Raw genomic sequence first — 15,047 nt, 5'->3', positions numbered from 1 at the left:
TCGCACGGCCAACGCCGCTTGCCGTATTTCTCTATTAAAGGAGCCACAGATGGATCATCTCGTTCTTACCGTGATTGCCGAGGACCAGCCGGGGCTGGTCGAATGCCTGGCCAAGTGCATCGCCGAGCATGGGGGCAACTGGCTGGAGAGCCGCATGTCGCGTATGGCGGGCCAGTTCGCCGGAATTCTGCGGGTCGCGGTGCCGGCTCAGGCTCACGCTGATCTCAGCGAGGCCCTGCAGCAGCTTGAGCAACAGGGTATCCGGGTACTCGTTGCGCAAAGCGGCGCGGAGCCAGAGCGGCGTTGGCAGATGATTCAGCTGCAGCTGGTGGGCAACGACCGCGCGGGCATCGTCCGTGATATCACCCAGTTGCTTGCCCGCCACGGCGTCAATCTGGAAAGCCTGGACACCGACGTTCTGCCCGCGCCGATGACCAACGAGTTGCTGTTCCGGGCTGATGCGCGGTTGGCCGTGCCGAGTGAACTGTCCTTGGACGAGCTGCAGGAACACCTAGAAACGCTTGCCGACGACCTGATGGTGGAGTTGAAACTGCAGCCTGCCGATTGACTTGCCGTTAACGCATGGCGCCTTTGCGCATCACGCGCCAGGCGTCGTAGCTGTACACGGCGAGTCCCGCCCATATGCAGACAAAGGCCAGCTGGCGATCGGCCGGGAAGGGCTCGTCGAACACCCATACCGCGAGCAGCAGCAGCAACGTGGGCGTGATGTACTGCAGGAAGCCCAGGGTCGAATAGGGCAGATGCCTGGCCGCTGCGTTGAAGCACAGCAGTGGCAGCAGCGTGACCGGCCCGGCAGCCACCAGCCACAGCGCCTGCGGCTCGGTCCAGAACGACCATTCAGTACTTGGGCCAGTGCCGAAGAAAAACAGCCAGCCCAGCGCGATCGGCAACAGCAGCCAGGTTTCCACCACCAAACCCGGCAGGGCGGCGACCGGCGCTTGCTTGCGCAACAGGCCGTAGCTGCCAAAGCTCAGCGCCAGCGCGATCGACACCCAGGGAAAGTCGCCGAGGGTGATCAGCTGCAGCAGCACGCCGACAGCCGCCATCGCCACGGCCAACCATTGCAGCGGGCGCAGGCGCTCGCGCAACACGATCAGCCCCAGCAGCACATTGACCAGCGGATTGATGTAGTAGCCCAGGCTCGCCTCGAGCATGTGGTCGTGGTTCACCGCCCAGACGTAGATCAGCCAGTTGCTGGCGATCAGCACGCTGGAAATCATCAGCACACCGATCCGCCGCGGATGGGCAAGCAACTCCTGCCACCAGCCTGCGTGGCGCCAGAGGCTCAGCACCAGCGTGCCGAACAGCGCTGACCAGATGGCCCGCTGAGTGACGATTTCCAGCGCCGCGTACTGCTCGATGGACTTGAAGTAGAGCGGGAACAGGCCCCAGATGGAAAAGGTCATCAGACCCAGTAGGTAACCCTTGCGCAGATCGGCGGTGGCCATGGCTGTCCTGAAAGCGGGGCGGCGGAGAGCCGGCCATTTTGCGCTCTGATGCAGGCATTTGTCTGCTGCGCAGACCGCCCCGGGCGCGTTCCGGAAGCATTCGCAAACACCCGAGGTTGAACGCGCCCGCCTGCAGCCCGTCTCAAGGTGGACGACTCGGGGTCGCCGCTGCGACTCGACAGCCACACGAGGTGTTCGATGAAACTGCAGAACAAGGTCGCCCTGGTTACCGGCAGCACCCAGGGCATAGGCCGCGGCATCGCCATACGCCTGGCGAAGGAAGGCGCCGATTTGGTTATCAATGGGCGACATGACGACGACCAGGCGCGCGAAACACTCGAGCAGGTGCGCGCCCAAGGGCATCGGGTCTGCTTTATCGCCGCGGATGTTGCAGAACCTGCCAATTGCTATCGGCTGGTTGAGCAGGCCGTCGAGCAGATGGGCCGCCTGGACATTCTGGTCAATAACGCCGGGGTGCAGAAACACGACGCCTTTCTCGAGGTGAGCGAGGCGGACTACAACCAGGTGCTAAACGTCAATCTGCGCGGCCCGTTCTTTCTGTCTCAGGCGTTTGCCCGGCACTTGCGTGACACCGAGCGGGGCGGGCGGATCATCAACAACAGCTCGGTTCACGAGGAGCTGCCATTTCCCAATTTCAGTGCCTACTGCTCCAGCAAGGGCGGTCTGAAAATGCTGACGCGCAACCTGGCGATCGAACTGGCACCGCTGGGGATCACCGTCAACAACGTCGCACCCGGCGCGATCGAGACGCCAATCAATCAGGCGCTGATGAACGAACCGGAAAAACTCGCCGGGCTGCTGGAGAACATTCCGGCCAAGCGTTTGGGGCAGCCGCACGATGTGGCCGGTGCAGTGGCCTTTCTCGCCTCGGACGACGCCGACTACGTCACCGGCACTACACTGGTGATAGATGGTGGACTGCTATGGAATTACAGCGAGCAATGACCGATACCCCTTCGAGCGACTTCGATTACGACACTCGTGCGGTTTCGGCCGCCGATACCCTGACCCCCGCGGACCGTTACCAGGAACTGTTCGTGGCGGTGCAGATGCAGCGGGTGTTTGCTGACAGCAAGACCTTCGTCGACTGCGCCCCGCGGCAGCATCCGGAGCGTATTCTCGAAGCCTACCGGGCGCAGAATAGCGAGCCCGGCTTCGATCTACGCGGATTTGTGCTGGAGCACTTCGAGGTCTACCAGCGACAGCCAACCGAGTTCGTCGCCAACCCCGACGATACCCTGGCTGAGCACATCGACCGGCTCTGGCCAGTGCTGACCCGGCACCCGCGTCAGCACCCGGAATTCTCCTCCCTGCTGCCGCTGCCCCACGACTACGTGGTGCCGGGTGGTCGTTTTACCGAGCTGTATTACTGGGATTCCTACTTCACCATGCTCGGGCTGGATGAGAGTGGGCATTGCGAGCTGCTGCGATCAATGGCGGATAATTTCGCCTACCTGATCGATACCTACGGCCATGTGCCCAATGGCAACCGCTCCTATTACCTGAGCCGCTCGCAGCCGCCGGTTTTCGCGTTGATGACCGACCTGTTCGAGGAGTCCGGCGTGCATCGCGCCAACGATTACCTGCCGCAGTTGCGCAAGGAGCATGCGTTCTGGACCGATGGGGACGATCAGTTGCGGCCTGGAGAATCCCATCGTCGCTGCGTTTGTCTGGCCGATGGCAGCGTACTCAATCGCTATTGGGATGAGCGGGACACGCCGCGCGAGGAGTCCTATCTCGAAGACGTCGAAACGGCGCGTTCATCCAGCCGGCCCGCGCATGAGGTCTATCGTGACCTGCGCGCCGGCGCCGAGTCCGGTTGGGATTTCAGTTCGCGCTGGCTGGGTGACCCCCAGCGGCTGTCAAGCATTCGCACCACGCAGATCATTCCGGTGGACCTGAACAGCTTTCTCTACAACCTTGAGCGACAGATCGCCCGTCTCAGTCACGCCAAGGGCTGGCATGACTGCGCCGAGGCGTTCCGTCAGCGTGCTGAAGCACGTCTGGCAGCGATTGACCGTTACCTGTGGAGCGAGCAGCACGGCGCCTATTTCGACTACGACTGGTGCCTCGCAAAACCGCGAGACAACCTTACCGCTGCCACCGTGACGCCGCTGTTCGTCAAGCTTGCCAGTGCCGAGCAGGCGGCGCGGGTGGCTGAGGTGGTTCGTGAACGGCTGCTCGCCCCCGGCGGGCTATCCACCACCGAGGTCGGCGGCAGTGGTGAGCAGTGGGACCGCCCGAACGGCTGGGCGCCGCTGCAATGGATGGGCATCCGTGGGCTGCAACACTATGGTCACGATGCACTGGCACTGCAGATCGAAGAGCGCTGGCTGAAGATCGTCTCGCTGCTGTTTGAAAGCGAGAGCAAGCTGGTGGAGAAATACGTGCTGCGGCCCTGCACCGAACACGCCGGCGGTGGTGAGTATCCATTGCAGGATGGCTTCGGTTGGACCAATGGCGTGACCCGCAAACTGATGCAGGCCGACCCGTCCCATGAAGCCCACCGTTGCCGAGCCGGTCGCTGCCGGGTGGAATGAACCGGGCGGACAGCCACCGCAACTGGAGCGGGCCGGCATGCCCGCCATTTGCGAGCAAGCGCGCTCTACGCGGCGAGGCGGTCGATGCCTTTAGTAGGCGCGAGCTTGCTTGTGAGGCGTTGGAGATGCCGCTGGCTTAGTTATCCGCTTGCCAGCGCGCGTCTGCCAGCTGCGAAACTCAGCGATTCACCGCCGATACGGGCTCGGCAACGCGCCTTCCAGATTCAGGGTGCCTTTCTCGATGAACCGCTGAGTGCCGAACGTACTCCCGCCCGCCAGTTTCCCGCGCAGCACATAGGGCACTTCATCCATGCCGATGTGCTCAGCCAGGCCCAGCGCTTGCCGCGCGGCAGAGAATGCCGAGATGGTCATCGGCACGCTCAATACGGTTTCGCCGAAGCGTGGGATGGTGCCGCTTGCGTCGCTGACGCCGCTGGCCAGGTTGCGTCCGTTGATTTCCAGCTCCAGGGCTACGCCGTCGTAATCCAGCGGGCGGTCGTTGGGATTCTGCACCCGCAGTTTCACCGCCATGCGCAGCTCCAGCCCTTCGCCGGGCAGCGGCTGGATGCCGGCCACCTGTACTTTCAGTGGGTCGCGCTGGAAGAAGGCAGCGCAGGCAGTGAGCGTCAGTGCCAGCAGGCAGACCGACAGCAGGCGAACAACGGGTACGGCTGAGCGCAGGGGCATAAAGGGTCTCTATTCATTTTTCTTGGTGAGGTTGCTCAGGCCTTGGAGCAGCTCCATAGGCAGCGGGAAAACGATGGTCGAGTTCTTGTCGCCAGCGATGTTGCTCAAGGTCTGCATGTAGCGCAGCTGCATCGCTCCTTGCTGGCGACCCAGCATTTCGGCGGCCTGCATCAGTTTCTCAGACGCCTGCAATTCGCCCTCAGCATGAATGACCTTGGCCCGCCGCTCGCGTTCCGCCTCGGCCTGCCGGGCGATGGCGCGGATCATCGATTCGTCGAGGTCCACATGCTTGATTTCGACGTTGGCGACCTTGATGCCCCAGGCGTCGGTCTGCGCGTCGAGCACTTGCTGAATGTCGTTATTGAGCTGCTCGCGTTCGGCCAGCATGTCGTCCAGATCGTGCTTGCCGAGCACCGCACGCAGCGTCGTCTGCGCCAACTGGCTGGTGGCCGAGTGGTAGTCCTCGACCTGGATGATCGCCTTTTCAGCATCCAGCACGCGGTAGTAGACCACCGCATTGACCTTCACCGAGACGTTGTCGCGCGAGATTACGTCCTGGGTCGGAACGTCGAGGACCAATGTGCGCAGGTCGACCCGGACCATCTGCTGGATGCCGGGAATGATCAGGATCAGCCCCGGCCCCTTGACCTTCCAGAAGCGGCCCAGCTGAAACACCACGCCGCGCTCGTATTCACGCAAGATGCGGAACGTCGAAGCCAGCAGTGCAATCACCAGCACCGCGACGACGATAAAACTCATTTCAAGACCCATGCTTCACCTCTTCTCGGTTGACGGCCTGTCGGCCGCAGTCACATCCAGTTGCAAGCCATGCCTTGCCACCACGCGGACCTGCTGGCCCACCTGCAGTGGCCCGGTCCCATGCACCTGCCAGTGTTCACCGTGTAGCTGCACCCAACCGGTGCCCGGCTCATCTGGCTTGATGCCGGTAATCTGGGTCAGTGTGCCGATCAGTTCGGCATCGCCGCTGACTATCGGTCGCCGCCGGGCTTTCAGCGCCATGCTGACGATGCCAAAGACCAGCAACGCGCTGATGACAGCAAGCGTGCCGATCAGCGCCAGCGGGATGCCGAAGCCCGGCACTTCGGTGTCGATCAGAATCACCGCGCCGGTGACGAAGGCGGCCACGCCGCCGAGGCCGAGCACGCCGAAGCTGGGAACGAAGGCCTCGGCGACCATGAACGCCAGGCCCAGCAGAATCAGCGCGACGCCCGCATAGTTGACCGGCAGCATCTGCAGCGAAAACATCGCCAGCAGCAGGCAGATTCCGCCGATGACGCCGCCACCACCGGTGCCCGGGTTGGAAAATTCGAAAACCAGTCCATAGATGCCGATCATCATCAGGATCAGCGCCACGCTGGGGTTGGTGATCACGGCCAGCAGGCGCACCCGCCAGTCCGGGTCATGGCGCTCGAGCGCGGCGTCGGCAGTCTGCAGCGTGCGCGTGCCTGCGCGGGTCTCGACCGTCTTGCCATTTAGCTGGGTCAGCAGGTCATCGAGATCGCTAGCCAGGTAGTCGACCACGTTCTGCTCCAGCGCCTCGGCTGCCGAGAGGCTGACGGCCTCTCGCACCGCCCGCTCGGCCCATTCGGCATTGCGCTCGCGCAGTTGCGCCAGACCGCGAATGTACGCTGCTGCGTCGTTGACCTGTTTGCGGCTCATGGCGTCGCCGCTGTTTTCATTTTCCTTCTCGGCATCCGGTGAAGGCACCGGTGTGCCCCCACCGCCACCGATCTGCACCGGAGTTGCGGCGCCCAGGTTGGTGCCGGGAGTCATCGCGGCGATGTGGCTGGCATAGAGCAGGTAGGTGCCGGCGCTGGCCGCCCGCGAGCCGCTGGGCGTGACATAGGTGGCTATAGGCACCGGGCTGGCGAGGATTGTCTTGATCATGGCGCGCATCGAACTATCCAGCCCGCCGGGCGTGTCCAGCTCCAACACCAGCAGCTGCGCATCAGCCTCCTGCGCCTTTTGGATGCCGCGGATGACGTAGTCGGCGCTAGCCGGGCCGATAATCCCGTCTACTCGCAGCACCATGACCGGGTCGGCCGCATGTGCAGCACTGGCGAAGGCCAGCAGCACGCCAAGCAGCCAGGCGAATCGATGAGTGAAGCGACGGTGCATCAGCGGTGACTCCCAGGTCGACGGCAAGCCGGTGATTGATCGAGGCAGTCCTCAGAGGATAGTCCAGCCAGCCGCAGGTTCCTCTCCATCGTGCCGGGCCTTGCCTCAGGTCATCGATCAATGGCGCCGACACCTGAACTATGCGCGGTAGGTGAGCCTCACAACTCATACGAGGCTGAACAAAGGGGCTCGACCGCGCAGCGCTCCGTTGCGTGATGCTCCGCTCCTGAGGAGATTTCCATGCGCGTTCATCATCTCAATTGCGGCTGTATGTGCCCGGTCGGCGGCAAGCTGTTCGACGGCTTCAGCAGCGGGCTGACCGCCAGCCTGGTGTGCCACTGTCTGTTGATCGAGACCGATGGACATGGGCTGGTGCTGGTCGATACCGGCTTTGGCAGCTGCGATGTGCTGGAGCCACGCAAGCGACTCAGTTCGTTCTTCATTGCCTTCAACAACATCAAGTTCGAGCGTCGCTTCACGGCGCTGGAGCAGGTTCGGCAGTTGGGTTTCAGCGCGGATGACGTGCAGCACATCGTGCTCACCCATCTGGATTTCGACCACGCCGGTGGGCTCGCGGACTTTCCCAATGCCCAGGTGCACGTGCTTCAGCGCGAGATGGACGCGGCGCGCTCGACCCACAGTTTCCTCGGCCACCGCCGCTATCGCCACCAGCAATGGGACGAGGTGCGCCACTGGCAGTTCTACGAGCCGGGCGGGGACACCTGGTTCGGTTTTCAGGCGGTACGCGAGTTGCGCGGCCTTCCGCCGGAGATCTTGCTGATTCCGCTCACTGGGCACACCCATGGCCACGCCGGCGTCGCGCTGGATACCGGCCACGGTTGGCTGCTGCACGCCGGTGACGCTTATTTCTACCGCGATGAAGTCGGCCAGATCGAACGTCATTGCACGCCGGGGCTGCGCTTCTATCAGCGCATGATGGAGACCGATCGCACGGCGCGCCTGGCCAACCAGCATCGGCTCTGGACCCTGTCGCTGGAACACAAGGACGAGGTGACGCTGTTCTGCAGCCATGATGCCAAGGAGCTTGAACGCATGCGGGTGAGGTCGGTTTGATGGGGCAGCCAGAGGATGATCGCGTCGGCGGCGCGGTGCGCACCATGATGGGCTACGTGCGGTGGGTCGGTTTCGTAGCCTGTTCGCTGGCGGCGTTGGGCTACGCAGTGATCGGCAACTTCAACATGACCGGGCTGATGCTGGCGCTGGCCGTGCTGTCGTGGATCAACATCCGGCGCAAGCGCAACAGGCCTGAACCGCCAAGGCACCGGTAGCGGCACTGGCTCGGGAATCCGGTTGTCATGTTCGACCTTTCGCGTATGGCGACGGGCTTGATGTATCTGCGATAGTCCGCTGGCTGAAGCGATACTGCTTGGCGTTGCGCGCGGCTCACAAGGCAGGCGGCATCTGCGCATTCAGCTGACCCAATTCCATGGCCAGCCGCGTTCTCTCTCTCGTGCACCCGTTGGGTGCCCCTGGCGACTCAAACGGTCGCTACCGGTTGCTTGAAATCACTGCCGTCTCGGTTGTGGTTGTTCCATCGAACTCCCAGGTCCTGTGGCCCTGCCAGCCCCTGATTCCCGCCGGAAAGGAACCCCTCTCCGGCGATCCGGTCGATTCACAGTAAGCCAATTGGCCAAAACCAGACTGAGGGGGAACCACAATGGACCTGATTCGCATCATCATCGCTATATTGCTGCCGCCGCTAGGGGTGTTCCTGCAAGTCGGCCTGGGCGGCGCCTTCTGGCTGAATATTCTGCTGACGCTGTTGGGCTACATCCCCGGCATCATTCACGCAGTCTGGATCATCGCCCGTCGCTGAGGGTTGATCAGCTAGCAACAGGGCCCGGCCATTCGGCCGGGCTTTTTTGTGCTCGCAAGCGGGGCGGTGTACAGTCCGCGGTCGACTGCGCGCGTTGTGGCATCTCGCGCGAATCACCAAGAACTTGTCGGGATCGGAGGCGTTCGCTGGTGGCGACGCAGCCGCCCGCGTGGCCGTGGGTCACTGTTGCTCGTACAGTACCCAGGAAGGAACCAGATGGGCGACTCTTTCATAGATCAGAATCACTTCAAGCGAATCCTCAACCGCAACGTGGCAGTGCCCCTCGGTTTCGGTTTCCTAAGCGCGTTTTTCTTCAGCGCCATTGTTTACTTCCTGCTCAACGTCAGTCACTGGGTCGAGCGCTCCGTGGTGGGCGTTGCTTACGCTCACGACATGCTGAAAGTGATGGGTGACCTGGAAGCCTCGATGCGAGGCTATCTGATTGCCGGGGACGATGCTTTTCTCGAACCCTACCGAAACGAACTGCCAGTACTCGAGAACCAGTTGGACCTGATTACCGACTACGCCGCCGACGATCCGGTACAGCTGAATCGTGTCGAGCGCATTAGTCGGCTGCATGAGCGATGGGTGGCGTTTTCCGAGGAGGCGATCGCCCGCAGGGCTCGCAACGAATCCGTTGTTGAATATGTGCGCAGTCAGGAAGGGTTGAAGCTGAAAGAGGAACAGCGTCGGCTGCTCAACGACTTCATTGCCTACGAACGACAAATCCGAGCCGAACGTACCGATACGTCCGAAACGATCACCACCGCGCTGATCGGCGGGTTTCTGCTGTTCAGTCTGATTTTCAGCGGCCTGCTGGTCTATTTCGGGCGGCGCGACCTGATCAGTTTGTCGGACAGCTATTCGGAGTCGCTCCAACAGCAACAGGCGCATGCCGCCGCACTGGAAAAGCAGGCCTGGTATCGAAACGGTCAGACCCAGCTCAGCGAGTCTATGATCGGCGAGCAGGCCTTGCCAACGCTGGGCCAGAATGTGCTTGGTTTCTTGGCGCGCTACCTCGGCGTTGCGGTCGGGGCGCTGTATGTCACCCAGGAAGGCAAACTGCAGCGGGTTGCGGAATTCGGCTGGGATCGGGACCGGTTGCATGCCGGCCGCAATCTTGAGCTGGGCGAGGGATTGGTGGGCCAGGTGGCGTTGGAACGTCGCGTAGTGCAGCTCGACAATGTGCCGCAGGGTTATCTGAACGTGAGTTCGGCGCTGGGCAGCGCCGCCGCCTCGTCCGTACTGATCTTCCCGGTGGAAGACAGCGGCATGCTCAACGCCGTGCTGGAAGTCGGCTTCTTGCGACCCCTGCGTGACGAGGACAATGAGTTGCTGCGGCGGGTCAGCGAAAATATCGGCTCGGCTATCGAGGCTGCACGCTATCGCCAGCGACTGCAGCGCATGCTTGCTGAAACCCAGCAGCTCAACGAGGAATTACAGGTCCAGCAAGAAGAGCTGCGCGCGGCCAATGAAGAGCTCGAGGAGCAATCCAACGCCTTGCGCGAGTCGCAGGCGCACATGGAAGAGCAGCAGGCCGAGCTGGAACAGACCAACGAGCAACTTGCGGAGCACTCCGAAGAGCTCGCCCGCCAGCGCGACCAGATGGATCTCAAGAACAACCGGCTGCACGAAGTGCAGTTGATGCTCGAAGAGCGCGCCGATGAGTTGCAGCGCGCCAGTCGTTACAAATCGGAATTCCTCGCCAACATGTCCCACGAGCTGCGCACGCCGCTGAACAGCTCGCTGATTCTGTCTAAATTGCTGGCCGACAATCCGCACGGCAATCTGCAGGAAGACCAGGTGCAGTTTGCGCGCTCGATCTATTCGGCGGGTAATGACCTGCTTAATCTGATCAACGACATTCTGGATATCTCGAAGGTCGAGGCCGGCAAGCTGGATGTCCATCCCGAGCTGTTGATTCTCACGCGACTGGTCGATGGCCTGAAGAGCCTGTTTCTCGCCCAAGCGCTGGAAAAGTCGCTGCAGTTCAATGTCGAGCTGGCCGAGGACTTGCCGCCGAGCCTCTATACCGACCGCCAGCGGCTGGAGCAGATTCTCAAGAACCTTCTGTCCAACGCTTTCAAGTTCACCGAGAAGGGCTCGGTAGAACTTCGGGTGACGCGTCGTGACGACCAACAGATAGCCTTTGCCGTGCGTGATTCCGGAATCGGTATCCCTGCCGACCAGCAGGAAGTCATCTTCGAGGCCTTCCGTCAGGCCGATGGCACCACCAACCGGCGTTATGGCGGCACCGGGCTGGGCTTATCCATTTCCCGTGAGCTGGCCCAACTGCTCGGCGGCACCATTGAAGTCAGTAGCGAACCGGGCGCCGGCAGTGTGTTCACATTGATCGTTCCGGAGAACTACAGCGCCCCGGTGGCCGAGCAGGAACCCGAGCCGTTGCCTGAGCCGAAGTCGTTCAATATCCCGGACGCGCCGGCACCGGTTGCGACGCCGATCACCGCGACACCGAGACCGGTGCCGGAGCAGGGCGTGGCGACCCTTACGGATGACCGCGAGCGCTTCCCGTTCGAGCGTTCGGTGCTGGTGATCGAAGATGAGCCGCAATTTGCCGGCATCCTTCGAGACCTGGCCCATGAACTGAAGTACAGCTGTCTGATCGCACAGAACGCCGATCACGGTTTCGACACGGCTGTGCAGTACCGTCCCGATGCGATCCTGTTGGACATGCGGCTGCCGGACCATTCCGGTCTTACGGTGCTCGAACGGCTCAAGGAAAACCCCATCACACGGCACATTCCGGTGCATATCGTGTCGGTGGAAGACCGCAAGGAAGCTGCGTTACAGATGGGTGCCATCGGCTATGCAACCAAGCCGACCACCCGCGAGGACCTCAAGGCCGTGTTCGGCCTGTTCGAAGCCAAGCTGGAGCAGAAGGTCAAACGTATCCTGCTGGTCGAAGATGACGCGCGTCAGCGTGAAAGCGTGTCGCGGCTGATCGAGGACGTGGACATCGAAATCACCGCCGTGGAGTTCGGCGAGCAGGCCCTGGAGCTGCTGCGTTCCACTGTGTTCGATTGCATGATCATCGACCTCAAGCTGCCGGACATGGACGGCCACGAGCTGCTCGAACGCATGGCGCGTGAAGACATCTGCTCCTTCCCACCGGTCATCGTTTATACCGGACGCAACCTGACTCGCGACGAAGAGGGTGCGCTGCTGAAATATTCGCGCTCGATCATCATCAAAGGCGCACGGTCGCCGGAGCGCCTGCTCGACGAAGTCACGTTGTTCCTGCACAAGGTCGAATCCGATATGCCACCGGAGCGGCAGAAGATGCTCAAAAGCGTGCGCAGCCGAGAAAAGGCTTTCGAGGGCCGCAAGATCCTGGTGGTCGACGACGACGTGCGTAACGTTTTCGCCTTGACCAGCGCACTGGAGCAGAAGGGCGCGCTGATCGAGATCGCCCGCAACGGTCACGAAGCCATCGCTCAGTTGCAGAATGTCGGCGACATCGATCTGGTGCTGATGGACATCATGATGCCGGAGATGGATGGATTCACTGCCATGCAGGAGATCCGCAAGGATCCGCGCTTCGCCAAACTGCCGATCATCGCAGTGACCGCCAAGGCGATGAAAGACGATCAGGATCGCTGCCTGCGGTCGGGTGCCAACGATTACTTGGCCAAGCCCATCGATCTGGACCGTCTGTTCTCGCTGATCCGTGTCTGGCTGCCGAAAGTGGAGCTGCTGTGACATGCCGGACCGCAACCAGGCCATCGAGCTGAAGCTGCTGATCGAAGCGATCTACCTGCGCTACAGCTACGATTTTCGCGACTACTCCAGTGCTTCGCTCAAGCGCCGCGTGTTGCTGGCGCTCAAGCAGATGCAGTGCGAGAACATCTCGGAGCTCCAGCGCCGGATTCTCTACGATCCGCAGGCGTTCATGGAGCTGCTGCAGTTTCTCACCATTCCGGTGAGCGAGATGTTCCGCGACCCCAGCTATTACCTGGCGTTGCGCGAGCAAGTGATACCGGTGTTGTGCACCTATCCGTCATTGAAGATCTGGATTGCCGGCTGCAGCACGGGCGAAGAGGTCTACTCGATGGCCATCTTGCTCAAAGAAGAAGGATTGCTCGATCGCACTATCTTGTACGCGACCGACATCAATCCAAGGTCACTCGAACGTGCGCGCCAGGGCATCTTCAACATCGACAACATGCGCCAGTACACCAGTAACTATCAAGGTGCCGGTGGCAAGCACAGCCTGAGCGATTACTATACGGCGGCCTATGACTCGGCAATCATGGATAAGTCATTGAAAGAAAACATCACGTTCGCCGATCACAGTTTGGCGACCGATAGCGTTTTCGCCGAGACCCAGTTGATTTCCTGCCGCAACGTGCTGATCTACTTCAACAAGCCGCTGCAGAACCGCGCCTTCGGCCTGTTCTACGACTCGCTCTGCCACCGCGGGTTTCTCGGTCTTGGCAGCAAGGAAACCGTTGAGTTTTCCGGGTATGCCGAACAGTTCGAGGCGTTCGACAAGCCGGAAAGGGTGTTCCGCAAACTATGACGCTCACTGCCGCCGAAGCCTTTTCTCAACCGCTCGACCGACCCGTGGATGCCGTGGTAATCGGTGCGTCCGCCGGCGGTTTGGCTGCGCTCAGCGCGTTGGTGAACGGGTTGCCTCGAACCTATCGCTTGCCGCTGCTGATGGTTCAGCACGTGCCGGCAACCGGACCAACGCAGCTGGTCGAAATCTTCCAACGCAAAACCGATCTGGCTGTGAAGGAAGCGGGCGACAAGGAGCCCATTTGCGGCGGCACGCTCTACTTCGCAGCGCCGGGTTATCACCTGTTGGTCGAGGCGGACATGAGCCTGTCGCTTAGCCAGGATGATGCGATGCATTTCTCCAGGCCCTCAATCGACGTGCTCTTCGAGTCGGCGGCTGATGCCTGGGGCGAGCGTGTCGCCGGGATTCTTCTGACAGGCGCCAACGAGGACGGCGCCGCCGGTCTTGAGGCGATCAAGCAGGCCGGCGGCCTCACAATTGTTCAGGACCCTGGCGAAGCCGAGGTCCCGACCATGCCACTTGCAGCACTCCAGCGCTTCGCGCCGGATTACATTTTGCCCTTGCGCGATATCCATCGACTGTTGCGTGAACTGGAGTGACCCATGCTCGAACACACCGATGAAGCGAACCTGCTGATAGTCGATGACCTACCTGAGAACCTGCTGGCGTTGGATGCGCTGCTGAAAGGCCCAGGTATCCACGTGCATCAGGCTGAGTCGGCTGAGCAGGCGCTCGAGCTGCTGCTACGCCATGAGTTCGCGCTGGCCATACTTGACGTACAGATGCCTGGCATGGACGGCTTTCAGTTGGCCGAACTGATGCGCAGCACCGAGCGCACCAAGCAGATTCCGATCGTCTTCGTCAGCGCGGCCGGACGCGAGCTCGACTACGCATTCAAGGGCTACGAGAGCGGCGCCGTCGACTTCATGCAGAAGCCCTTGGATACCCATGCAGTGCGCAGCAAGGTCAGCGTGTTCGTCGACCTGTATCGCAATCGCAAGCGCCTGGCGCGTCAGCTGGAAGAGCTGGAGCGCAGTCGCCGCGAGCAGGAAGTGTTGCTCGACGAGCTGCGCAGCACCAAGGTCGAGCTAGAGAATGCGGTGCGTATGCGCGATGACTTCATGTCCATCGTTTCCCATGAGCTGAAGACGCCGCTCAACACCCTCATCCTCGAAGTGCAGTTGCGCAAGCTGCAGCTTGGCCGCAAGAACCTTGCTGCGTTCAGCGATGACAAGCTGCAACAGATGGTCGACAAGGATGAACGGCAGATCCAGAGCCTGATCCGGCTGATCGACGACATGCTCGATGTCTCGCGGATCCGTACCGGCAAACTGTCGATTCGGCCGACGCAGGTGGATCTGGGAAAGCTAGTAGCCAGCGTGGTGGAGAATTTCGCCCCGCAGATGGAAGCGAGTGGTTGCACATTGCTGTTCCAGCGTCCGGAGCCGGTGATCGGCCTTTGGGACGAGTTTCGTATCGAGCAGGTGTTGGCGAACCTATTGACCAATGCCATGCGTTACGGCGCCGGCAAACCGGTGCAGGTGAACGTCAGTACTACCGCAGCGGGCGCCTGCATCGAGGTGCGCGATCACGGCATCGGTATCAGCCAGAAGAGTTTGGAGCGAATCTTCTGTCAGTTCGAGCGAGCTGAAGGTAGCGAGAGTAGCGCCGGGCTCGGGCTCGGGTTGTTCATCGCCGAGCAGATCATCAAGGCGCACAGCGGACTCATTCAGGTCGAGAGCGAAGAGGGAAAGGGCGCGCTGTTCCGTGTTCTGCTGCCGCTGAACGCCGGAGCCTGAGGCGGCCCCGGGCGA

General features: G+C 61.6%; 14 protein-coding genes. 10 read left to right on the top strand and 4 right to left on the bottom strand.

What is annotated here, in order from left to right:
* The first annotated feature begins 49 nt into the window (after positions 1–49).
* Positions 50–568 carry a glycine cleavage system transcriptional repressor gene (locus ACQKEK_RS07675; RefSeq protein ID WP_127840299.1) on the top strand — a complete coding sequence of 173 codons (519 nt, stop codon included), beginning with the start codon at positions 50–52 and terminating at the stop codon, positions 566–568.
* A gap of 7 nt (positions 569–575) precedes the next feature.
* On the opposite strand, the gene rarD is transcribed toward ACQKEK_RS07675, so the two are convergent.
* Positions 576–1,469 carry an EamA family transporter RarD gene (gene rarD, locus ACQKEK_RS07670; RefSeq protein ID WP_045423842.1) on the bottom strand — a complete coding sequence of 298 codons (894 nt, stop codon included), beginning with the start codon at positions 1,467–1,469 and terminating at the stop codon, positions 576–578.
* A gap of 198 nt (positions 1,470–1,667) precedes the next feature.
* Here rarD and ACQKEK_RS07665 point away from each other — a divergent pair, with 198 nt between their 5' ends.
* Entirely contained in the window at positions 1,668–2,435 is a 768-nt protein-coding gene (locus tag ACQKEK_RS07665; RefSeq protein ID WP_128121623.1) for an SDR family NAD(P)-dependent oxidoreductase, read from the top strand.
* Positions 2,432–4,030 carry an alpha,alpha-trehalase TreF gene (gene treF / locus ACQKEK_RS07660; RefSeq protein ID WP_128121664.1) on the top strand — a complete coding sequence of 533 codons (1,599 nt, stop codon included), beginning with the start codon at positions 2,432–2,434 and terminating at the stop codon, positions 4,028–4,030. Before ACQKEK_RS07665 ends, treF begins: the two co-directional genes overlap by 4 nt.
* Before the next feature lie 186 nt (positions 4,031–4,216).
* On the opposite strand, the gene ACQKEK_RS07655 is transcribed toward treF, so the two are convergent.
* Genes ACQKEK_RS07655 through ACQKEK_RS07645 form a run of 3 tightly spaced genes read right to left on the bottom strand, consistent with a single transcriptional unit; the run spans position 4,217 to position 6,856 of the window.
* Positions 4,217–4,717 (bottom strand): LEA/WHy family protein, encoded by a 501-nt coding sequence (locus tag ACQKEK_RS07655; protein WP_499141874.1) that lies wholly within the window; start codon positions 4,715–4,717, stop codon positions 4,217–4,219.
* 9 nt (positions 4,718–4,726) lie between these two features.
* Complete coding sequence (locus ACQKEK_RS07650) at positions 4,727–5,488, bottom strand: slipin family protein (protein WP_128121625.1); 762 nt, start codon at positions 5,486–5,488, stop codon at positions 4,727–4,729.
* 3 nt (positions 5,489–5,491) lie between these two features.
* Complete coding sequence (locus ACQKEK_RS07645; RefSeq protein WP_499141873.1) at positions 5,492–6,856, bottom strand: NfeD family protein; 1,365 nt, start codon at positions 6,854–6,856, stop codon at positions 5,492–5,494.
* Positions 6,857–7,096: 240 nt separating this feature from the next.
* Here ACQKEK_RS07645 and ACQKEK_RS07640 point away from each other — a divergent pair, with 240 nt between their 5' ends.
* The 7 genes from ACQKEK_RS07640 (at position 7,097) to ACQKEK_RS07610 (ending at position 15,032) form a co-directional block, all read left to right on the top strand.
* Complete coding sequence (locus tag ACQKEK_RS07640; RefSeq protein WP_499141872.1) at positions 7,097–7,930, top strand: MBL fold metallo-hydrolase; 834 nt, start codon at positions 7,097–7,099, stop codon at positions 7,928–7,930.
* Positions 7,930–8,145: a hypothetical protein gene (locus ACQKEK_RS07635; protein ID WP_045423854.1), complete on the top strand. Its 216-nt coding sequence runs from the start codon at positions 7,930–7,932 to the stop codon at positions 8,143–8,145. The genes ACQKEK_RS07640 and ACQKEK_RS07635 overlap by 1 nt, the downstream gene beginning before the upstream one ends.
* A 389-nt stretch (positions 8,146–8,534) precedes the next feature.
* Positions 8,535–8,693 (top strand): YqaE/Pmp3 family membrane protein, encoded by a 159-nt coding sequence (locus tag ACQKEK_RS07630; RefSeq protein WP_045423855.1) that lies wholly within the window; start codon positions 8,535–8,537, stop codon positions 8,691–8,693.
* Positions 8,694–8,909: 216 nt separating this feature from the next.
* The gene (locus ACQKEK_RS07625; protein ID WP_499141870.1) at positions 8,910–12,413 is read left to right on the top strand and encodes a response regulator; all 3,504 of its coding nucleotides are present in this window, start codon (positions 8,910–8,912) and stop codon (positions 12,411–12,413) included.
* Between the two features lies 1 nt (position 12,414).
* Positions 12,415–13,233, top strand: a complete 819-nt coding sequence (locus ACQKEK_RS07620; RefSeq protein ID WP_064480765.1) for a CheR family methyltransferase — start codon at positions 12,415–12,417, stop codon at positions 13,231–13,233.
* Positions 13,230–13,832 carry a chemotaxis protein CheB gene (locus ACQKEK_RS07615; protein WP_499141869.1) on the top strand — a complete coding sequence of 201 codons (603 nt, stop codon included), beginning with the start codon at positions 13,230–13,232 and terminating at the stop codon, positions 13,830–13,832. The genes ACQKEK_RS07620 and ACQKEK_RS07615 overlap by 4 nt, the downstream gene beginning before the upstream one ends.
* A gap of 3 nt (positions 13,833–13,835) precedes the next feature.
* Positions 13,836–15,032 carry a hybrid sensor histidine kinase/response regulator gene (locus tag ACQKEK_RS07610; RefSeq protein ID WP_499141868.1) on the top strand — a complete coding sequence of 399 codons (1,197 nt, stop codon included), beginning with the start codon at positions 13,836–13,838 and terminating at the stop codon, positions 15,030–15,032.
* The last annotated feature ends 15 nt before the right edge of the window (positions 15,033–15,047 follow it).

The sequence above is a fragment of the Pseudomonas sp. NPDC077408 genome, from assembly GCF_050269105.1.
Taxonomy (GTDB): Bacteria; Pseudomonadota; Gammaproteobacteria; order Pseudomonadales; family Pseudomonadaceae; genus Stutzerimonas.
The sequence above is the reverse complement of the archived record's forward strand: the minus strand, read 5'-3'. Positions and strand labels throughout refer to the sequence as shown.